We start from the raw sequence: 21948 nt of genomic DNA, 5'->3' as shown, positions 1-21948 counted from the left end.
CCGCTTTTATAGACGGAAGGATGACGTAATGCATGGCAATGGAAAAATTAATTGTGAAAGGTGCCAGAACCCACAATTTAAAAAATGTCGATGTCACCATTCCGAGAGATAAGCTTGTTGTATTGACAGGACTTTCCGGGTCAGGAAAGTCCTCACTCGCGTTTGATACGATTTATGCAGAAGGTCAGCGCCGCTATGTGGAATCACTCTCGGCCTACGCAAGGCAGTTTCTCGGACAAATGGATAAGCCCGATGTGGATACCATTGAAGGCTTGTCACCAGCAATTTCAATCGACCAAAAAACAACTAGCCGGAATCCGCGCTCAACGGTCGGAACGGTGACCGAAATCTACGATTATTTAAGATTGTTATTTGCCAGAGTCGGACATCCAACCTGTCCGATTCACCATATTGAAATCTCCTCACAAACCATTGAGCAGATGGTCGACCGTGTTCTTGAATATCCGGAACGCACGAAAATGCAAATCCTCGCTCCAGTGATTTCAGGGCGTAAAGGACAGCATGTTAAGGTATTTGAAGACATTAAAAAGCAGGGCTTTGTCCGTGTCCGAGTTGACGGGGAAATGCTCGACCTGAGCGAAGATATTGAGCTTGATAAAAATAAAAAGCATTCGATTGAAGTGGTTGTCGACCGGATTGTCATTAAAGAAGGTATCGCCGCTCGTGTCGCCGACTCCCTTGAAACCGCCTTGGGTCTTGGTGAAGGAAAGGTAATCGTCGACGTGATTGGCGAGGAAGAGCTTCTGTTCAGTGAAAACCACTCATGCCCTCAATGCGGTTTTTCGATTGGGGAACTGGAGCCGCGGATGTTCTCATTTAACAGTCCTTTCGGAGCCTGCCCGCAATGTGATGGCTTGGGCTCAAAGCTTGAGGTTGATCTCGATTTGGTGATTCCAAATAAAGATTTGACATTGAAGCAGCATGCGATTGCTCCATGGGAGCCGACAAGCTCACAATATTACCCGCAGCTGCTGGAAGCAGTCTGCAATCATTATGGTATTGAAATGGATATTCCTGTAAAGGACCTTCCGGAACACCAGCTTGAAAAAATTCTCTATGGCTCCGGTTCGGAAAAAATTTACTTCCGCTACGAGAACGATTTCGGGCAGCTCCGCGAGGGCTATATCCAATTTGAAGGTGTCATCCGTAATGTCGAGCGCCGCTACAAGGAGACAAGCTCCGATTTCATCCGCGAGCAAATGGAAAAATACATGGGCCATCAGCCATGCCCAACCTGTAAAGGCTACCGTTTGAAGAAAGAAGCCCTAGCTGTTTTAATCAACGGCCATCATATCTCACAAATAACCGAACTTGCAATTGATGAAGCGAAAGCCTTTTTCTCGAGCCTTCAGCTTTCTGAAAAAGAAGAGCAGATTTCCAGATTGATTTTACGAGAAATAGACGAGCGCATAGGCTTTCTGATCAATGTTGGTCTCGATTATCTGAATTTAAGCCGGCAGGCAGGGACGCTTTCAGGGGGAGAGGCTCAGCGGATCCGATTGGCGACACAAATCGGTTCCAGGCTGACAGGCGTGCTCTATATCTTGGATGAACCGTCTATCGGGCTTCACCAGCGCGACAATGACCGGTTAATTGGGACGCTGCAAAATATGCGTGATATCGGCAACACGTTGATTGTCGTTGAGCATGATGAGGATACAATGATGGCGGCGGATTACTTGATTGATATTGGTCCGGGTGCGGGGGTGCACGGAGGTGAAGTCGTTTCCGCTGGAACGCCGGCAGAGGTGATGGCCGATCCGAACTCGCTAACAGGTCAGTATTTGTCAGGGAAAAAGTTTATTCCGCTGCCGCTTGAACGCCGTAAGCCGGATGGTCGTTATGTCGAAATCAAAGGCGCGGCCGAAAACAATCTAAAAAATGTCAACGTGAAAATTCCATTAGGCCAGTTTATCGCCGTAACGGGTGTTTCCGGGTCCGGAAAAAGTACGCTTGTGAATGAAATCCTTCATAAGGCGCTGGCTCAGAAGCTTAATCGCGCAAAAACGAAGCCAGGTCAGCATAAGAGTATTAAGGGTATAGAACATTTAGAAAAGGTCATTGATATCGATCAGTCACCAATCGGGCGGACGCCGCGCTCCAATCCGGCAACTTACACCGGCGTGTTTGATGATATTCGCGATGTGTATGCTGCCACAAACGAATCCAAAGTCCGTGGATACAAAAAGGGCCGCTTCAGCTTTAATGTAAAAGGCGGCCGCTGTGAAGCCTGCCGCGGTGACGGGATTATTAAAATCGAAATGCACTTTTTACCTGATGTTTATGTTCCTTGCGAGGTTTGTCACGGTAAACGCTACAACCGTGAAACGCTCGAGGTAAAATATAAAGGCAAAAATATTTCCGAAGTTCTCGATATGACTGTTGAGGACGCAGTAAAATTTTTCGAAAACATTCCAAAAATCAGCCGTAAGCTCCAGACGATTTATGACGTGGGACTAGGTTACATGACGCTTGGCCAGCCGGCAACGACGATGTCGGGAGGGGAAGCGCAGCGTGTCAAGCTTGCCTCCGAGCTGCACCGCCGCTCCAATGGCCGTTCGTTCTATATCTTGGATGAGCCGACAACCGGCCTCCATGTAGACGACATTTCACGTTTGCTTGTGGTGCTGCAGCGGCTAGTCGAGAATGGTGACACCGTATTGGTCATTGAGCATAACCTGGATGTTATCAAAACCGCCGATTACCTGATCGACCTCGGACCAGAAGGCGGCGACAAAGGCGGTACGATTGTCGCTACGGGAACCCCAGAAAAGGTTGCTGAAGTTCCGGAATCGTACACCGGAAAATACCTCAAGCCAATCCTTGAACGCGACCGATTAAGAATGAAACAGGAAATTGAAGATAAAAGTGCGATCAATGCATAGATAAGTTCTAGGAAGAGCCGGCTCCGCTTCTGAAGCGGGGCCGGCTCTTTATTCGTCTAAATATTTCAGTTTTATGAATTTATAAAAGCACCGACTTCAAAATTTCGAAACCTTTCCCGGCTCAATCCGTAAATAAAGGATAAGGGGTGGTAGAGAAAATGGAATCGAGAAAAGTCCTATCAAGTCTGTGTTATTTCAGCATTTTTTTCGCAGGATTTCTTTTCCCGTTAGTTGTTTATTTTGCTTCGGGTGATGAAGTAACCAAGGAGCATGCCAAAAAATCACTGCTGTCACATGTGCTGCCAATCGTTTTGACACCGTTGGCTATTGTTGCTTTTGCGATTGATTTTGCCAATTTCGACAATCAATTTCCGGTGTTGTTTATCGTTAGTTTAATTGTCCTTGCAATCATATGGGTCGTTGTAATCATTTGGAACGTGATAAAAGGCGTAAAGGTCTTAGTGGCTGAATAATATTTTATGAAGAAAAATATTAAACCTTAGAGGGTGGAAACCATGAAAGAGGAACGCATACGAATTTTAAAAATGGTCGAAGAGGGTAAGTTGTCAGTTGAGGAAGCCTTAACCTTGCTCGAAGAATTGGAGAAGGCTCAAGCTGCGATGGAGCAAAAGCAGGCGCAAATCCTAAATGAGCTATCAACGGCTGTTCACTTTGAGGAGGCGAAAAAGGAAGACCCTGTTTTTGCGAAGTACCAATCGACAAAGGAAAAGATTTTTGAATTTGTCGATACTGCCTTGAAAAAAATAAAAGAGATTGATTTGGACCTGAATTTTGGCCATTCCATTGAAATTTCGCATATTTTTCACCATGGCAATGTGGAACTTAAGGACATGGATATTGACCTTGCGAATGGCTCCGTGAAACTCGTTGCTTGGGATCAGCCCGATGTTCGGGTGGAGTGCCAGGCAAAGGTTTATCGCGTTGACAATCAGGATCAGGCCCGCCAAAACTTTTTACGGGATGTTACGTTTACAGTGGAGTCCGAAAAGCTGAGCTTTTTAACCCAGCAAAAATGGATGAAGGTTGAAGCCGTGATGTTCGTGCCCAAAACGCAGTATGATAAGGTACGGGTGCGGATCTTTAATGGCTCCATTTCCGGCGGTGATATTAATGTAAATGATCTACGTGTGAAAACCGCAAATGGGAAAATTCAGCTGGAACAGCTCTCAGGCACGAAAGCAGAGATAGAAACAGCGAACGGGAAAATCAAGGTCAAGAACAGCCGCTTTGATGAGCTCGAGGCCGAGACGATAAATGGTGCGATAAAGCTTGATGGTGATTTTAAAAAGGCGGAGGCCCAATCCTTTAATGGGAATGTCAGCGTGAACTTGAGTGGGGACCGATGCGAATGGATTCATGCCAAAACAACGTCAGGCCCAATTGATTTGTATGTTCCGGAGAGCCTGCCGGTAAATGGTGAGCTTAAGACCAATCTTGGCGGCTTTAACCTGAAGCTTGTCGGTGTACAAATTTTAGAGGAAAAGAGTGAAATGATTCAAAAATCGCTTCGCTTCCAATCCGTCAATCATCCTGATAAAATGTTAAAAATATACGCGGACTCCAAATCGGGTTCGATTTCATTGCAAAAATCGTTTGAATAATTGGGGACTTTGCAAATATATTTTAATGAACAAGCTTTATTAATTTTTTGTAATAGGAGTTTGGTTACATGAGATGGCTGATAGGATGTTTGATCAATGCAGTATTATTCATGGCGTTTGCCGGTTATTTTCACGATAGCTTATATCTGACAGGATTTTGGGCTGCACTGCAGGCCAGCATCCTTTTGTCCATCTTAAATATATTAGTACGTCCGCTGCTGATTCTGTTCACTCTTCCGGTGACGGTCCTGACAATGGGGTTGTTCCTGTTCGTGATTAATGCGATGACGCTTGAACTGACAGACTATTTGATGGGAGATTCATTCGAAATCTCCGGCTTTGGCATGGCCCTCTTTTTCTCCTTACTCATGTCGCTCATCAATATTATCCTTCAAAAAACGATTATGAACTCAGACAGATCTTCAAGGAAAAAATAAACGAAGTACCCGCCCCAAACTGAGGGCGGGTATTTTTATTGTCTAATAAGAAGTTATAAAATTTTCGCAAATTTTATAACTTCTTAACGCATAAATTCAACTACGCCTCATGAACCGTCCTAACAGACTCGCCAATCGGCGAGTTTTCATTTAGGAGGCACGTTACACATTTAAACAACTAAAGTATGGTTTCGATAAAAAAAATGTTAAAATAGGAGCAAATTGATTTTTTAATGTAGTTTGTTATGAAATGAGTGGAAATTTGAAGGAGGTAACTTCCTTGCCTAAGGTCCGTACAAAAGATGTGTTAGAAAAATTTCAGCTTGAATTGATTTGCGGAGAAGAGGGTATTAATCGCCCGATTACGATGAGTGATATTTCCCGGCCTGGAATTGAGATGGCCGGTTACTTTGAATATTACCCGGCAGAACGCATTCAGCTTTTAGGAATGACAGAATTATCTTTTTTCGAAGAGCTTCCTGAAAGAGATAAAGCTTCCAGAATGGAGCGACTATGCACCGATATCACACCGGCTATTATTGTGACGAGAGGCTTGGAGGTTCCTCCTGAGTTAATTGAAGCAGCGGAACGGGAATCAGTACCGGTTCTCAGAACCACTTTAAAGACGACCCGATTCTCAAGCCGTCTGACCAACTATTTGGAAAGTAAACTGGCGCCAACCACGGCTGTGCATGGGGTATTGGTAGACGTTTACGGAATAGGCGTATTAATAACCGGAAAAAGCGGCGTCGGTAAGAGTGAAACAGCGCTGGAGCTTGTAAAGCGCGGACACCGTCTCGTTGCCGATGACTGCGTGGAAATCCGTCAGGAGGACCAGGACACACTAGTGGGAACGTCGCCGGAATTAATTGAGCATTTATTGGAGATTCGCGGTCTTGGTATCATCAATGTGATGACGCTGTTCGGTGCTGGAGCAGTCCGCAGCAACAAACGGATTACACTTGTTATCAACCTGGAAATCTGGGATGCCAAGAAGCAATATGACCGCCTCGGCTTGGATGAAGAGAAAATGAAAATCATCGATACTGAGGTAACGAAGCTGACCGTACCGGTCCGTCCAGGACGGAACATTGCCGTCATCATTGAAGTGGCCGCGATGAACTACCGCCTCAAACGTATGGGTGTCAATGCCGCTCAGCAATTTACCGACCGCTTATCCGATGTCATTGAAGATACTGATCATTAAGAGATACATTTTTTCAGGGGCTCATCATTGGTATGCTGCCTGCGTTTAGAGGCGGAACCGGCTTGTAACTTTCTCATGCGAAACAGTTTTAATAGGAAGAGGAGAATTAGATGAACGAAAATATTCAGCCACTAAACCCCATCGCCTTTTCGTTTGGTCCCATACAGGTGCATTGGTATGGGATTATCATAGGCTCCGGCCTTGCTCTTGCGTTGTACCTGGCAATTCGTGAAGGAAATCGCCGCGGTCTGCCGAAGGATACGTTTGCCGATTTAATGCTTTGGGCGATTCCAATTGCCATCATTTCTGCCCGCATTTATTATGTTATTTTTGAATGGGGCTATTACAAAAACCACCTGGCGGACATTCCGCAAATTTGGAACGGTGGAATTGCTATTCACGGCGCCCTGATTGGCTCCGTCCTGACGGCTTACATTTTTTCAAAAAAACGGGGGATTTCATTTTGGAAAATTGCCGACATTGCTGCGCCGAGTATCATCCTCGGGCAGGCTATCGGGCGCTGGGGCAATTTCATGAACCAGGAAGCCCATGGCGGGGAGGTTACCCGCACATTCCTTGAAAACCTGCATTTGCCGGAATTTATTATTAACCAAATGTACATTAATGGGACGTATTACCACCCAACATTCTTGTACGAATCGCTCTGGGATTTCGCTGGATTTGTCCTATTGATGCTGTTGCGCCGCGTGAATTTCCGCCGTGGAGAGTTGTTCTTAACATATGTCATTTGGTACTCCATCGGCCGCTTCTTCGTCGAAGGTCTTCGTACAGATAGCCTGATGCTCGGCAGCCTGCGCATGGCACAAACCATTTCGATTGCGCTAATCGTTGGTGCGATTATCATCTTAATTTATCGACGGAAAAAACAGCTGTCGGAAACAAGGTATTTGGAGCAGACAAACTAGGATCTTAAAATTATTAGATAAAATGAAACAACATGTAAAACATAAAAGGGAGTTTTGGGGAAATGCTGTTCAACTCGATTAAAAACGGACTGCTGTCCGGCTTAAAGACAACTTGGACATTGGGGAAAATTATTTTTCCAGTTACGCTTATCGTCGCCGTGCTGCAGTATACACCAGTATTGCCTTGGGTTATCAAGCTGATTTCCCCGCTGATGAAGCTTTTGGGACTCTCTGGAGATGCCGCCATTCCGCTTGTTCTCGGCAATTTCCTGAACCTTTATGCGGCAATCGGAGCCATTTTAACACTCGATTTTTCCGTAAAAGAAGTGTTTATTTTAGCCATTATGCTATCCTTTTCACACAACTTATTTATCGAATCCGGTGTTGCGATGAAGGCTGGCGTCAAGCTTTGGGTCGTCCTGACAACAAGGCTGGGATTGGCGATTGTTTCTGCTGCAGTGATTAATCTTGTCTGGCATGGCGGCAGCGCCCCAGCCAAGTACGGCTTAATCGAAGCACAAACAGGGCATCCATCAAGCCTTGGCGGAATCTTTTTACAATCGATTGAAAAAGCGGGCCTCGGTATCCTGCAACTCGCAATGATTGTTATTCCGCTAATGGTGGTCATTCAGATTTTGAAGGATATCAACTGGTTGAAAAAGTTTTCGAAAACGATGTCTCCTGTTACCAAATCGCTTGGCATGCAGGAGAATACCTCCACGACCATGGCTGCAGGTCTCTTATTCGGGCTAGCGTATGGTGCAGGCGTCATGATTCAAGCCGTTAAAGAGGACGGAGTCAGCCATAAAGACGTGACCTTGGCATTTATTTTTCTCGTCGCCTGTCATGCAGTTGTCGAGGATACATTAATTTTTGTACCGCTAGGCATCCCAGTTTGGCCGTTGTTCTTAATCCGGCTGGGGGTAGCGATTATCTTAACCTTAATCGTCGGCACCATTTGGCGGCGGTCAGGTCTACTAAGAAAGGAAGCGGCATAGTGAAAATTACTACAATACTATTTGATTTAGATGGAACTTTGATTGATACAAATGAATTAATTATCGCATCGTATTTGCATACATTGGAAAAATTTTATCCCGGCAAGTATCAGCGCGAGCATGTTTTACCATTCATGGGTCCAACCCTTAGTGAGGCGTTTAGCACTGTAGACCCTGAGCAGGTAGACGATATGATTGCAGAGTACCGGGCTTTTAATGTTGCAAACCATGATGCCTTTGTGAAGGAATTCCCTGGTGTATTTGAAACAATTCAAGCTTTAAGGGAAAAGGGCTACAAACTTGCGATCGTTACAACTAAACGTCTTGATGTGGCGATGATGGGGCTGCGCTTGACGAAGATGGATTCGTTTTTTGATACGGTCATTGCTTTGGACCATGTTACCAAGGTCAAGCCGGATCCAGAACCAATTTTGAAAGCATTGGAACAGCTTGGCTCGTCTCCATCTGAAGCGATGATGGTCGGCGATAATCTCCACGATATTTTAGGCGGGAAAAATGCTGGGGTGTTGACGGCAGGTGTCGCCTGGTCAGCTAAAGGCCGCGATCACATTGCCGAGCAAAATCCAGATTACATCTTAGAGGAAATGCCGGATTTATTAACAATCCTTGGTTAATAAGAAAGTATAAACTTTCTGTTGAAAGCTTTATACTTTCTTAACGCATAAGTGCAACTACGCCTCTGTCTTCGCCCTAAGGGGCTCGCCAATCGGCGAGTTTTCTATAAAAAATAAACAATCCTCGGAGAGTGAGAAAAATGAGGAAAACGACCCGCTACCCTGTCGAGGGCGCGAACTCCCTTTGGCAGGTCTATAAAACGGTGTCTTTCTGGAAGGTTGCCAAAAGTTTTATTGTTATTCAGGTGGCGCGCTATACTCCTTTTATGAGTGTGAAAAACTGGCTGTATCGAACCTTTCTCGGCATGAAGGTAGGGGAAAAGACATCGTTCGCGCTGATGGTTATGCCGGATATCATGTTCCCGGAAAAAATCAGGGTCGGCCGCAACACGGTCATCGGTTTTAATACGACGATCCTCGCCCATGAGTATTTGATAAAGGAATACCGCTTGGGTGATGTTATCATCGGAGACGAAGTGATGATCGGCGCCAACTCGCTTATCATGCCCGGGGTGACGATTGGCGACGGGGCCATTGTCTCAGCGGGTACGATGGTACATAAGGATGTTCCTCCCGGCTATTTTGTCGGGGGCAACCCAATGCAGGTCATTTATACAAAAGAGCAGCAGGCCGATCGGTGGGCTGATGATCCAATTTATGCAAAAAAAGAATAAATGAAATGAAAGTCTGGTCTGGGGTGTTTGACCAGGCTTTTTTAATAGGTGGTTTTTTTAGTTTGGCGGATACCCCCAGTCTGGTCCTTGAAAGCAACCTTTTTCAAAAGGCATTTTTAAAAAAATAGCGTTGGCGAATAACAACTAATTTTTGACGAATAAGTTACCCGGTTTGGCGAATAGGTTACCCGATTTGGCGAATAAAATCAGGAATCCGGCGAATAATACATAAGATTTGGCGAATAAGTCAATACCCCAGCCAGAGATCCCTCAACAAGTCTTTATTTTCAGAGTATTTTCATTGACGAAAACCACGACAAGGTTTAAACTACATATAATTAACTTTACTTCTCTAATACATTAGCAGACTAAAGTGTTCGGAAAAGGATGGGAAAGATGAGCCGCTTGTTTATGTTTGAAAAGCCTTTAGGGATGCGGGATACGCTCCCAGAATTATATGAAAAAAAGCATCAAGTACGTTCCGCAATTGCGGAAACGATGAAGCTTTGGGGCTATCAATTTATTGAAACCCCGACTCTTGAATACTATGAAACCGTTGGCGCGGCATCGGCGATTCTTGATGCCCAGCTTTTTAAATTACTTGACAAAGAGGGGCATACCCTCGTTTTACGGCCGGAAATGACAACTCCGATTGCACGCGTGGTAGCTTCCAAGTTATTAAATGAGGACTTGCCCGTTAGATTGGCGTACTCGGCAAATGTATACCGGGCCCAGCAGCGCGAGGGCGGCAGGCCTGCTGAATTTGAGCAGATTGGTGTCGAATACTTGAATGACAATACCGTCTCCTGCGACGGTGAGACGATAGCTTTATTAATTTCTTCTTTAAAAAAAGCAGGCTTGTCGGAATTTCAAGTCTCAATCGGACATGTCGGATTTTCCCAGGAACTGTTCATGCAGATTCTTGGCACCAACGGCAGGGCGACAGCACTAAGGAAGTTTTTATATGAAAAAAATTATGTCGGCTATCGTGAAAGCGTCCAGTCCTTTAACCTCTCTTCGATTGATAAACAAAGGCTCTTGAAGCTGCTACAGCTAAGGGGTGGTGAAGAGGTAATCGAATACGCTTTGGACGTTATTGAAAATGACAAAGGCAAGCAGGCAATCACAGAATTACAAGAGCTGTGGGATGTCATTAAGGATTATGGTGTCGAAGAACATGTGAAGTTTGATTTTTCAATCGTCAGTCATATGAGCTACTATTCTGGCATTTTATTTGAGGTTTATGCCGGGAATGTCGGCTTTCCGATTGGCAACGGCGGCCGCTACAGCTTACTTGATAAGTTTGGAAAAAATGCAACCGCAACAGGGTTTGCGGTCCGGCTTGATATGCTGCTCGAGGCAATGGGAGGCGGCCAAACGGAAACTACCGGGCATTGCATTTTGTTTAGTCAGGAACACAGGAAGGAAGCGTTTGACCTCGCCCGCAAAATGCATGAGGAAGGAACGAGAACAGTGCTTCAGGATATTACCGGTGTAAAAGACCTTGATGCTTTCACAAAGAAATTTGCCGGGACTACCTTTTTAATTGGGGGTGGACAGCGATGAAAGATGTATTAACCATTGCCATGCCAAAGGGGCGAATTTTTGAAGAAGCAGCGGAATTGTTGCGTAAAGCAGGCTATAAGCTGCCGCCTGAATTTGATGATTCCCGCAAACTCATCATCGATGTTGCCGAGGAAAACCTGCGCTTCATTCTCGCAAAGCCAATGGATGTTGCCACTTATGTCGAGCACGGCGTTGCCGATGTAGGCATTGCCGGAAAAGACGTATTACTCGAAGAAGAACGCGATGTCTATGAGCTTCTTGATTTAAAAATCAGCTATTGTTATCTGGCAGTTGCCGGTCTTCCGGATACAAAAATGAACGAAGTGGCGCCAAGAGTGGCAACGAAATATCCGAATGTCGCTGAAGCTTATTTCCGTGAGCAGGGGGAGCAGGTGGAAATCATTAAATTAAATGGCTCCATTGAACTTGCCCCATTAATCGGATTATCGGACAGGATTGTTGATATTGTCTCAACTGGACGTACCCTTAAGGAAAACGGACTGGTTGAGTATGAAAGAATTGTCGATGTGACTTCACGGCTGGTTGTCAATCCGGTCAGCTACCGAATTAAGGATGCGCAGATTGACGATCTGGTTGCGCGTCTTCATGAAGTGGTGGGGGTTTAATAAATGAAAATTCAAAGAGTGCAGGATCTAGTTTCAATAAAAAGGTCGATAGAGGCCGGGACCTCCGAACAGCAGGCGGCTGTCAAAGGAATTATCGCAGATGTCCGCAGCCGCGGAGATGAGGCATTAAGAGAATACACAGAAAAATTCGACCGTGTAAAGTTGTCTTCTTTTTCCGTAACAGAAGAGGAAATTGAAGAAGCTTACGGGAAGGTTGATGACCAATTTATTTCCATCGTTCGGGAAGCAGCGGAAAATATCCGTACATACCACAAAAAACAGCTGCGTCCTTCCTGGATGACAACGGAGGAGAATGGCACTATTCTTGGGCAAAAAATTACCCCGCTTGATTCAGTAGGCGTGTATGTTCCTGGCGGAACGGCGGCTTATCCTTCATCAGTGCTGATGAACGTGGTTCCTGCAAAGGTTGCCGGCGTGAAGAGGATTGTCATGGTGTCTCCTCCGGGTGCCGATGGGAAACTGCCTTCAGCGGTACTTGTTGCCGCTAAAGAAGCAGGTGTAGTAGAAATCTACAAGGCTGGCGGAGCCCAGGCCGTAGCGGCGCTGGCTTACGGAACGGAGTCAATCCAGCCTGTTGATAAAATTACCGGACCTGGAAATATCTACGTAGCGCTTGCTAAACGCGAAGTATTCGGCGACGTCGACATCGATATGATTGCCGGCCCAAGTGAGATTGCTATTTTAGCAGACGAAACAGCCAGGGCAGACGAAGTGGCGGCTGACTTGTTATCCCAGGCCGAGCACGACCCACGGGCTTGCAGTGTGTTGGTGACACCGTCACAGGAGTTGGCCGAGGCGGTTGCTATCGAGGTTGAAAAACAGCTTGCCTTGCTGCCGCGCAAAGAAATTGCTGCCAGGTCAATTGCCGATTACGGTGCTATTTACGTGACGAACGATATCGATGAAGCGGTTGAAACGGTTAACCAGCTAGCACCAGAACACCTTGAAGTTATTACAGCAAACGCAATGGAGCTGTTAGGGAAAATTCGTCACGCTGGAGCTATTTTTATCGGACGGTATAGTTCTGAACCAGTTGGCGACTATTTTGCCGGACCGAATCATGTGCTGCCGACAAATGGAACGGCACGCTTTTCGAGCCCGCTCAACGTCGATGATTTTCAAAAGAAATCCAGTGTGATTATTTATAGTGAAAAAGCATTAAAGGCTAACGGCGCAAAAATTGCGGCATTTGCCAGAATGGAAGGGCTTGAGGCCCATGCCCGCGCTGTTGAGGCAAGACTAAAAAACGATAACTAGTGGGGTGAGCTCGTGGAACGAGTTGCAAGAGTGGATAGAAAAACAAATGAAACGAATATAAAGCTGACGTTTGATGTGGATGGCGAAGGAAGTTCCAACCTGGAAACAGGTGTACCATTCTTAAGCCACATGCTCGATTTGTTTACGAAACACGGACAATTTAATTTAACAGTGGATGCAAATGGTGACATTGAAGTCGATGACCATCACACAACGGAAGATATCGGCATTTGTCTGGGGCAGGCTCTTCGTGAAGCCCTTGGCGACAAACGTGGTATCAAACGTTATGGCAATGCTTTTGTTCCAATGGATGAAGCATTGGCGCAGGTAGTGGTCGATCTTAGCAATCGCCCACATCTGGAAATGCGTGCGGAGTTCCCTGGCCAGAAGGTAGGAACCTTCGATACCGAATTGGTTCATGAGTTTCTCTGGAAGCTTGCCCTGGAGGCACGGATGAATCTCCATGTAATCGTCCATTACGGAAAAAATACTCACCATATGATTGAGGCTGTCTTCAAAGCACTCGGCCGGGCACTCGATGAAGCTACAACCATCGATCCGCGCATCAAAGGTGTTCCATCTACAAAAGGAATGTTGTAGATTCTAGAAAATTCGGGGAGTAACAGGCACCGCGTGCCACTGTACCAGAAAGGATGTTTATATGATCGGTATTGTAGATTATGGCATGGGGAATTTATTTAGTGTCAGCAAGGCGCTGGAACGTCTGGGGGCAGATTATTTTATTTCAGCCAATCATAGTGAATTGCTTGAGGCTGATGCCTTGATTTTGCCTGGGGTTGGTGCCTTTCGTGATGCGATGGAGCGTCTGCCTGCAGATACAATAAAGGAATTTGCTGCCACCGGAAAACCGCTTCTTGGTATTTGCCTTGGCATGCAGCTTTTGTTTGAAAACAGTGAGGAAAATGGTTTTACAGAAGGTCTTGGTCTCTTGCCGGGCAGTGTCCGCCGTTTCCCTGGCCGCTCCGAGAACGGTGAACCATACAAGGTTCCCCACATGGGCTGGAACCGGCTTGAGTTCGTGAATGCCTCGCCGCTTACTAGCAAGTTGGAAGAGGATTATGTCTACTTCGTTCATTCTTATTTTGTTAATGCGGAGAACTCCGAGGTCCTCGTTGCTAAAGCGGATTACCATGAACAGGTATCCGCTGTTGTCGGCCGTGATAACATTTTCGGTATGCAATTCCATCCCGAAAAAAGCAGCCGGCTTGGAATGGCCCTACTTGATAATTTTTTAAAAATAGCAGTTGAAAGGAAGGCGGTACGATGACATTCACAATTTATCCCGCAATTGACATGCGGGGCGGGAAATGTGTCCGCCTTCTGCAAGGCGATTACGACAAAGAAACAGTTTACGGCGATTCTCCATTTGACATGGCCCGGTCCTTCGCGGCTGATGGCGCCGAGTGGATCCATATGGTGGACCTTGACGGGGCAAAGGATGGCAAGCGCGTGAATGACCGTTTTGTGATTGAGGCTGCTCAGAAGCTCGCTAATGTGAAAATCCAAATCGGCGGCGGCATTCGGTCGGAGGCTGATATTGCCCATTATTTGGAGAATAATGTGGACCGAGTTATTATAGGAAGCATTGCAGTTTCCAATCCGGAGTTCGCTATTGATATGATTAAAAGGTACGGTGGGCAGATTGCAGTAGGAATCGATGCGAAAAATGGTTATGTGGCTACACATGGCTGGCTCGACACTTCTGAAGTGAAGGCGGTTGAGCTTGGGAAACGCTTCGCGGATGCTGGGGCGGAGACCTTTATTTTTACCGATATTGCCACTGACGGAATGCTTTCTGGACCAAATATTGCTGCTGTCAGTGAACTAGCCGAAGTTACTGGCAAAAACGTCATTGCCTCAGGCGGAGTGAGCAGCCTAGCGGATTTACTGGCCCTATCCACGGCAAAAGGAATCGGCGGGGCAATCGTTGGAAAGGCCCTTTATGAAAAAAGATTTACCTTAAAGGAAGCTTTAAAAATTGGTCAGCTTTAAAACAGGGGCGGGGGAGAAATCATGACTTTAACTAAAAGAATTATACCCTGTTTGGACGTAAAGGACGGGCGGGTAGTAAAGGGAATTCAATTTGTCCAACTGCGCGACGCCGGCGATCCGGTAGAACTGGCGCGGATTTACGATGAGCAAGGGGCAGACGAGCTTGTGTTTCTTGATATCTCGGCTTCAGTTGAGGGACGGAAGACAATGGTTGAGGTTGTTAAGGCGGTTGCCTCCGAATTGGCCATTCCTTTTACGGTCGGCGGCGGCATCAATTCATTGGAAGATATGAAAAAAATTCTTCGTGCCGGGGCGGATAAAGTTTCCTTGAATACTGCGGCAGTACAGAATCCGGAACTCATTCGTGAAGGGGGCGACTTTTTCGGTTCCCAATGTATTGTTGTAGCAATCGATGCAAAATATGATTCCGAGATCGGGACTTGGAGGGTATACACACATGGCGGCCGAAAGCCAACTGAAAAGAAGGTAATCGATTGGGCGCGGGAGGCAATGGAGCTTGGCGCTGGGGAAATTTTATTGACCAGCATGGATAGCGATGGCGAGAAAAACGGCTTTGACCTTTCTCTTACGAAGGCGGTCAGTGAAGCCGTTACGATTCCGGTTATTGCCTCAGGCGGTGCCGGAAACGCGGAGCATTTTGCTGAAGCCTTTTTAGAAGGTAAAGCTGATGCTGCACTTGCCGCATCCATTTTTCATTACAAAGAAACTTCAGTACAGGAAGTTAAAAGCTGTTTGCGCGAAAAGGGACTGGCCGTCCGTTAACTAGGGCGCGATCTCAAGATTTTATCAAAAACTAAGTTCGATTCCAAAAAAGGAAGTGACGGTCCGATGAATCCGGACACTATCAAATTTGACGAAAAGGGATTAGTCCCTGCCATTATTCAAGATGCAGAAACATTAGAAGTTTTGACACTGGCTTATATGAATAAAGAGTCGCTTGCGAAAACATTGGAAACAGGTGAAACCTGGTTCTACAGCCGCTCCCGCCAGGAATTGTGGCATAAGGGTGCAACGAGCGGCAACACTCAGTCTGTCGTGAGCATCAAATACGATTGCGACCAGGATGCCATTCTTGTACAGGTGAATCCGAACGGACCTGCATGTCACACAGGAGCGGTCAGTTGTTTTTCTAGTGATGAGGTTGCGGACCGAAAATCCAGCCTAGGGGACTATCAAATTTTACATACCCTTGAAAAGGTAATCTTGGACCGAGAACGGGAGCGGCCGGAAGGTGCCTATACCACTTACCTATTTGAAAAAGGTGTAGACAAGATTTTGAAAAAAGTCGGTGAGGAAGCGGCTGAAGTCATCATCGCAGCTAAAAACCGCGACCATGGAGAACTGAAATGGGAAGCAGCCGACTTGCTCTATCACCTGCAGGTATTGCTGGTGGAACAAGGCCTTCCATTTAAGGAAGTTTTGCGGACACTGGAAGAAAGACACAAGGACCGGTCCTGATTTTGGACCGGTTTTTCTATGGGAAAATTACCTGTTTTGGGAATTACTCACCGATTTTTTCAATTTACTCGCCGAAATTCGGATTTACTCGTCGGAATCTAACATTTACTCGCACAATTTCAGAATTTACTCGCCAAAAACATCATTTTACTGGCTGCTCCCCCATTTTTTAGCTCCGGAAATTTTTCCATTCCGCCCAAAGCCCTAAATCCTTCTCGTACAAGTCAGAATTGTGTTATACTACATTAGTTATTAATGGATGATGGAGGACTGCATGAGTAAAGACGCAAAAGCAAGAATGCAAAAGGGGAAAATACTTTCATTTGTTCCTACGGGGGAATATTATTTCAAGAAAGGAATTAAGGCATACCATCGCCGTGATTTTTTCAAAGCGAAAAAATACCTAGGACGGGCGCTGCAGCTTGAGCCGGGCGAACCGATGATTGCGTGCCAGCTGGCCATTGTGTGGACTGAACTTGGCGAGTTTGAAGATTCCAACCGACTCCTGCATCTCATCCTTGAAGATCTTGATCACGAAATGGTGGAGTGCCACTACTTCTTAGCAAATAATTATGCCCATTTGGGATTTTTTAAAGACGCTTATCACCATGCCAACCTTTATATGGAATTGGATGCAGGTGGTGATTTTTCAGAGGATGCGGAGGAATTGCTTGAGCTTCTCGCATTGGAGTCGGATGATTTGGCTGATGAGTTCTTTCAGCAAGACGACCTAATCGTTAAACAGGAGCAAGCTCGCGAGCTTCTCGAATCAGGTTATTTCCCAAAAGCGATTGAACTATTAAAGGAAGTCATCAAGGACTATCCGGAATACTGGTCTGCCTACAACAACCTAGCGCTTGCTTATTTCTATTTAGGCAAAAGCGAGAAGGCGGACGCCATCTTAAATGATGTTTTGAAAAAGAACCCTGGGAATCTGCACGCACTATGCAATAAAATGATATTTGCCCATTATCAAGGGCGTACCAAATATGTCAATGAGCTGTTCGATAGCTTGAAAAAAGTTCAGCCGCTCTTAAGCGAACACCAATTTAAGCTTGGAACTTCTTTCGCACTTGTTGGCGAATATGAGCATGCTTATGTATGGCTGAAAAAATTATATAAAAACGGCTTTGATGGGGATGGCCCGTTTTATTATTGGCTCGCCTATTCTGCTTATTTCACTGGCAGGGAAATTTTCGCCCAAAACGTTTGGAAAAAGCTTCTGGAAATTAGCCCTGACAAAGAGGGCCAGGAACCGTGGAATACAAATGAGCAGGACCGTGCAAACGGGTTTGAGGACCATTCAGGATCGATTTTTCAAAAACTAGAAAGCGACTATGTCGAGGAACGGCTATTTGCTCTTTTCCTGACAACTGTTTCGGATAAAAAGGATGAAATCATCACTTCAAAGCGCCTTTTTCAAAACCAGAAATTTACGGCACTGGAGAAGGAATACATCTCGTTAATCCGGTCGGGAAGACCGTCACGGACGGCCGACGCGCAGGAAGTCGCCGAGCTGTTTTACGAAAACCACCAGCCGATTGGGACAATTGAGGCCGGTTTATATTTAATGTGGTTTTCCGTTTTTGTGGAAATGTTTAAAGCAAATATGCAATTGAAAAATAAAAGCGCCTGGGCAGGTGCAGTCGAGTACGTCTGGCACAGGCTGCGCAGTGAAAAAGTGTCCCAGCAGGAAATCGCACAGCGCTACGGAACCTCATCGGCAACAATCGGAAAATACGTAAAGCTAGTCAATGAGCTTTTAAATTAAAATCACCCCGAAATCCCCGGAAATGAGCAGATTTTTGGACTATAAATCAATTGTTTAATACGATTAAGTTGGGAAAGCTAAACTTAATCGTTTTTTTTATACAAGGAGTGAAAACGACCATGACTGAAGAAAAAATTTATGATGTCATCATTGCTGGGGCGGGTCCTGCCGGGATGACAGCTGCTGTATATACATCACGTGCAAATCTTTCGACCCTCATGATTGAACGGGGAATGCCGGGCGGCCAGATGGCCAATACCGAGGATGTTGAAAACTATCCGGGTTTTGAAAGCATTTTAGGTCCAGATTTATCAACGAAAATGTTTGAGCATGCGAAGAAGTTCGGTGCCGAATATGCTTACGGTGACATTAAAGAGGTTGTTGATCATGGCGATTATAAATTGGTCAAAGCCGGATCAAAGGAGTATAAAGCCTATTCTGTCATCATTACAACAGGTGCAGAGTATAAAAAAGTCGGAGTACCAGGCGAAAAAGAGCTAGGCGGCCGCGGAGTTTCCTATTGTGCGGTCTGTGACGGGGCATTCTTCAAAAATAGAGAGCTTTTTGTCATCGGCGGAGGGGACTCTGCAGTTGAAGAGGGTGTATACTTAACTCGATTCGCATCTAAGGTTACCATCGTACATCGACGTGACCAGCTTCGTGCACAGAAAATTCTTCAAGATCGCGCCTTTGCCAATGAAAAGGTCGATTTTATTTGGAATCATACCATTAAATCGATTAATGATAAGGACGGTAAGGTTGGCAGTGTAACATTGGTGTCAACAGTGGATGGTACAGAACAAACCCTGCCTGCAGACGGTGTGTTCATTTATATCGGAATGGTGCCGCTATCTAAACCATTCGAGAGCTTAGGCATAACAAACGAAAATGGCTACATTGAAACAAACGAAAAAATGGAAACAAAGGTGCCGGGCATTTTCGCAGCAGGAGATATCCGTGAAAAAACACTACGCCAGATTGTAACGGCGACTGGCGACGGTAGTATTGCTGCCCAAACAGCCCAGCACTATGTGGAAGAATTGAAAGAGGAAATGAAACTGAAAAAATAATTAAAAAGTTTCCCAACATTTTTTACAAAAAGTTAATCCTGTTTTAATTGAACTGTAACAGTAGTGAAATAAAAATATAGTATGATTATGGAAATTGACCCCCTTTAAAAATATATACCTTTTCTGCACAGGTCCAGCAGCCTGTGCTCTTTTTTTGTGTTTAGCAAGAAAGCTACATAACTAATAAGGGTCCCGCTAAAAGGAAACTAGCCCCAATTGTAATATTTGCAAGAGGGAATTTACAGAAATATCAATTTTCAATTGATTGTGAGCGGGTTATAAAAATAGTATAATGAGAAGAATATATGAGGTTGTTATCTTAAGATATTTTGCAATATGTGTTTATATAAAGAGGGTGAAATGTTGTGCAGCGGGTCACCAATTGTGTGTTAATTAGAGAAAATAAGGTATTGTTGCTGCAAAAACCGCGGCGCGGCTGGTGGGTGGCACCAGGCGGGAAAATGGAGCCGGGCGAGTCGGTCCGGGATTCCTGCATCCGGGAATACCGTGAAGAAACGGGCGTATATTTAAAGAATCCCCAGCTAAAAGGAATTTTTACGATGATTATGATGGAGGGAGACCAACTTCTGTCGGAGTGGATGATGTTTACCTTTGTGGCCCACGATTCCGACGGCTTAGACCTTGATGAGTCGGAAGAAGGCAAGCTTGAATGGCATCTTTTTGACCAAATAAAAGGCTTGCCGATGGCAGCCGGAGACTACCATATTATCGATTATATGATCCACGGCAAGGGAATGATTTACGGTACTTTTACTTATACAAAAGACTTTCAGCTGATTAGTTACCGATTAGATCCAGGTTAATTCGAAATAGGAGGAATCAAAATGAGTACCGGTTCGACAAGCGATATCCAAATGGTCATTATTACTGGCATGTCCGGCGCAGGGAAAACAGTCGCCATCCAAAGCTTTGAGGATTTAGGATTCTTCTGTGTCGATAATCTGCCTCCTACCTTACTGCCGAAATTCCTAGAACTTATGAAGGAATCAGGGAATAAAATGAATAAAGTTGCCCTTGTCATGGACCTGAGGGGACGTGAGTTTTTCGATCATCTTTTTAAAGCGTTGGATGATAATCTTGCAGAAACCTCCTGGGTTACACCGCAGATTTTATTCCTTGATGCGGATGATGCCACATTGGTCCGCCGCTATAAGGAAACAAGACGGTCCCATCCACTCGCGAAGTCAGGGTCGCCTCTTGAAGGAATTACCCTTGAACGGGAGCTTCTTGAGGAGTTAAAAGGCAGGGCGCAATTAATTTACAACACTTCCCAGATGAAACCGCGGGAATTACGTGAGAAGATATTAACGGAGTTTACGGCGAATAAACAATTAATTTTTACAGTTAACGTTATGTCGTTCGGTTTTAAACACGGCATTCCCATTGACGCCGACCTTGTTTTTGATGTGCGCTTTTTGCCCAATCCGCATTATATTGAACATATGCGCCCGAAAACAGGACTCGACGAGGATGTCTCTAGCTATGTCTTAAAATGGAATGAAACACAGAAATTTTTGGAAAAAGTAACCGACCTTCTGAGTTTCATGCTCCCTCATTACAAAAGGGAAGGCAAGGCCCAATTGGTGATTGCGATTGGCTGTACGGGAGGCCAGCATCGTTCTGTGGCGCTCGCCGAATACATTGGCCGACTTTTCCAAAAGGATTATAAGACGATTGTTTCTCACCGTGACATTGAGCGGAGAAAGGAAAAGACAACATGAAAGAATTTTGGCAGCCTAGAATTGTCGTCATCGGCGGCGGCACAGGGTTACCTGTTTTGCTTAGAGGTTTAAAGCAGTATCCTGTTGATATTACCGCTATTGTCACCGTCGCAGACGACGGCGGCAGTTCAGGGCGAATCCGTGAGGACCTGCATGTTCCTCCGCCAGGTGATGTCCGTAATGTTTTGGTGGCACTTTCCGATGTGGAGCCTCTTGTCGAGGAAATGTTCCAGCACCGGTTTAAGACGTCAAACGAACTATCCGGCCATTCGCTTGGCAACCTGATTATTGCCGCGATGACCTCAATTACCGGTAATTTTGTTCATGCGATTCAGGAAATGAGCAAGGTTCTGAATGTAAGGGGAAAAGTGCTGCCTGCTGCCAACCAAAGTGTTGTATTGCATGCGGAAATGGAGGATGGCACGATTGTATCAGGAGAATCGAAAATTCCCTACTCCGGTAAAAAAATTAACCGGGTATTTTTGACCCCAAAGCAAATCAGACCGCTTCCGGAAACGATTCAGGCCATCCGACAAGCCGACCTTATTATTCTTGGACCAGGCAGTTTATATACGAGTCTATTGCCTAATCTGCTTGTTCCACGGCTAGGCGATGAGGTGTGTCGTTCGCATGCCAAAAAGGTTTACATTTGCAATTTGATGACACAGGCCGGCGAAACGCATGGCTATACTGCTAGCGATCATGTGCGAGCTATTTATGATCATATGAGCAGAGCGTTTATCGATACGATACTCGTGAATAATGAAGAAATTCCGCAGGATGTTCAGCTTCGCTATAATGAGGAATTGGCCCATCCTGTCCTCTACGATGTGGACCGGTTAACCGAGCTTGGTCTTGAGACGGTTTATGCCGACATTGCCAATCTAGAAAACGGCGCGCTAAGGCATGACCCGAAGAAGGTCGCAAAAATTTTATATAATTTGTTAATAAATGAAACCAAAAGACGTTATGAAGCGTAAATAAGTTAATATTATTTA

Annotated in this window: 22 protein-coding genes; all 22 read left to right on the top strand. The window is 45.4% G+C overall.

What is annotated here, in order from left to right; translation table 11 throughout:
- Positions 1–32 precede the first annotated feature (32 nt).
- The 22 genes from uvrA (at position 33) to QNN06_RS26935 (ending at position 21930) form a co-directional block, all read left to right on the top strand.
- Positions 33–2906 (top strand): excinuclease ABC subunit UvrA, encoded by a 2874-nt coding sequence (gene uvrA, locus QNN06_RS27040; RefSeq protein ID WP_217032208.1) that lies wholly within the window; start codon positions 33–35, stop codon positions 2904–2906.
- Positions 2907–3064: 158 nt separating this feature from the next.
- The gene (locus QNN06_RS27035) at positions 3065–3379 is read left to right on the top strand and encodes a magnetosome magnetite crystal formation protein family (protein ID WP_213117708.1); all 315 of its coding nucleotides are present in this window, start codon (positions 3065–3067) and stop codon (positions 3377–3379) included.
- 42 nt (positions 3380–3421) lie between these two features.
- On the top strand, positions 3422–4528 hold the full coding sequence (locus QNN06_RS27030) for a DUF4097 family beta strand repeat-containing protein (protein WP_284036305.1): 1107 nt from the start codon (positions 3422–3424) through the stop codon (positions 4526–4528).
- Positions 4529–4596: 68 nt separating this feature from the next.
- Positions 4597–4965 carry a phage holin family protein gene (locus tag QNN06_RS27025; RefSeq protein WP_213117710.1) on the top strand — a complete coding sequence of 123 codons (369 nt, stop codon included), beginning with the start codon at positions 4597–4599 and terminating at the stop codon, positions 4963–4965.
- A gap of 280 nt (positions 4966–5245) precedes the next feature.
- Positions 5246–6172 (top strand): HPr(Ser) kinase/phosphatase, encoded by a 927-nt coding sequence (gene hprK / locus QNN06_RS27020; protein ID WP_213117711.1) that lies wholly within the window; start codon positions 5246–5248, stop codon positions 6170–6172.
- A 110-nt stretch (positions 6173–6282) separates the two neighbouring features.
- Positions 6283–7098, top strand: a complete 816-nt coding sequence (lgt, locus tag QNN06_RS27015) for a prolipoprotein diacylglyceryl transferase (RefSeq protein WP_213117712.1) — start codon at positions 6283–6285, stop codon at positions 7096–7098.
- Between the two features lie 62 nt (positions 7099–7160).
- Positions 7161–8096, top strand: coding sequence for a nucleoside recognition domain-containing protein (locus QNN06_RS27010; RefSeq protein WP_217032207.1), 936 nt, complete (start codon positions 7161–7163; stop codon positions 8094–8096).
- Positions 8096–8731, top strand: coding sequence for a pyrophosphatase PpaX (gene ppaX, locus QNN06_RS27005; RefSeq protein WP_217032205.1), 636 nt, complete (start codon positions 8096–8098; stop codon positions 8729–8731). Before QNN06_RS27010 ends, ppaX begins: the two co-directional genes overlap by 1 nt.
- A 140-nt stretch (positions 8732–8871) precedes the next feature.
- A complete protein-coding gene (locus QNN06_RS27000; protein ID WP_217032203.1) occupies positions 8872–9405 on the top strand; it encodes an acyltransferase in 534 nt (177 codons plus the stop codon).
- A 396-nt stretch (positions 9406–9801) separates the two neighbouring features.
- Entirely contained in the window at positions 9802–10971 is a 1170-nt protein-coding gene (locus QNN06_RS26995) for an ATP phosphoribosyltransferase regulatory subunit (RefSeq protein ID WP_284036304.1), read from the top strand.
- Positions 10968–11597 carry an ATP phosphoribosyltransferase gene (gene hisG, locus QNN06_RS26990; RefSeq protein ID WP_213117717.1) on the top strand — a complete coding sequence of 210 codons (630 nt, stop codon included), beginning with the start codon at positions 10968–10970 and terminating at the stop codon, positions 11595–11597. The genes QNN06_RS26995 and hisG overlap by 4 nt, the downstream gene beginning before the upstream one ends.
- A 3-nt stretch (positions 11598–11600) precedes the next feature.
- Positions 11601–12875, top strand: a complete 1275-nt coding sequence (gene hisD, locus QNN06_RS26985) for a histidinol dehydrogenase (protein WP_217032202.1) — start codon at positions 11601–11603, stop codon at positions 12873–12875.
- Positions 12876–12887: 12 nt separating this feature from the next.
- Complete coding sequence (gene hisB, locus QNN06_RS26980) at positions 12888–13475, top strand: imidazoleglycerol-phosphate dehydratase HisB (RefSeq protein WP_213117719.1); 588 nt, start codon at positions 12888–12890, stop codon at positions 13473–13475.
- Between the two features lie 61 nt (positions 13476–13536).
- On the top strand, positions 13537–14163 hold the full coding sequence (hisH, locus tag QNN06_RS26975) for an imidazole glycerol phosphate synthase subunit HisH (RefSeq protein ID WP_213117720.1): 627 nt from the start codon (positions 13537–13539) through the stop codon (positions 14161–14163).
- Entirely contained in the window at positions 14160–14888 is a 729-nt protein-coding gene (hisA, locus tag QNN06_RS26970) for a 1-(5-phosphoribosyl)-5-[(5-phosphoribosylamino)methylideneamino]imidazole-4-carboxamide isomerase (RefSeq protein WP_284036303.1), read from the top strand. Before hisH ends, hisA begins: the two co-directional genes overlap by 4 nt.
- 21 nt (positions 14889–14909) lie before the next feature.
- Positions 14910–15671: an imidazole glycerol phosphate synthase subunit HisF gene (hisF, locus tag QNN06_RS26965; protein WP_284036302.1), complete on the top strand. Its 762-nt coding sequence runs from the start codon at positions 14910–14912 to the stop codon at positions 15669–15671.
- Positions 15672–15737: 66 nt separating this feature from the next.
- Positions 15738–16367, top strand: a complete 630-nt coding sequence (gene hisIE, locus QNN06_RS26960) for a bifunctional phosphoribosyl-AMP cyclohydrolase/phosphoribosyl-ATP diphosphatase HisIE (RefSeq protein ID WP_284036301.1) — start codon at positions 15738–15740, stop codon at positions 16365–16367.
- Between the two features lie 274 nt (positions 16368–16641).
- Positions 16642–18138, top strand: coding sequence for a tetratricopeptide repeat protein (locus QNN06_RS26955; RefSeq protein WP_284036300.1), 1497 nt, complete (start codon positions 16642–16644; stop codon positions 18136–18138).
- Positions 18139–18257: 119 nt separating this feature from the next.
- Entirely contained in the window at positions 18258–19208 is a 951-nt protein-coding gene (gene trxB, locus QNN06_RS26950; protein ID WP_213117725.1) for a thioredoxin-disulfide reductase, read from the top strand.
- Between the two features lie 365 nt (positions 19209–19573).
- Complete coding sequence (locus QNN06_RS26945) at positions 19574–20032, top strand: 8-oxo-dGTP diphosphatase (RefSeq protein ID WP_213117726.1); 459 nt, start codon at positions 19574–19576, stop codon at positions 20030–20032.
- A 21-nt stretch (positions 20033–20053) separates the two neighbouring features.
- A complete protein-coding gene (gene rapZ, locus QNN06_RS26940; RefSeq protein WP_217032193.1) occupies positions 20054–20950 on the top strand; it encodes an RNase adapter RapZ in 897 nt (298 codons plus the stop codon).
- Complete coding sequence (locus QNN06_RS26935) at positions 20947–21930, top strand: gluconeogenesis factor YvcK family protein (protein ID WP_213117728.1); 984 nt, start codon at positions 20947–20949, stop codon at positions 21928–21930. Before rapZ ends, QNN06_RS26935 begins: the two co-directional genes overlap by 4 nt.
- The last annotated feature ends 18 nt before the right edge of the window (positions 21931–21948 follow it).

This window comes from Neobacillus sp. 114 (genome assembly GCF_030127045.1).
GTDB classification, from domain to species: Bacteria; Bacillota; Bacilli; order Bacillales; family Cytobacillaceae; genus Neobacillus; species Neobacillus rhizophilus.
The sequence above is the reverse complement of the archived record's forward strand: the minus strand, read 5'-3'. Positions and strand labels throughout refer to the sequence as shown.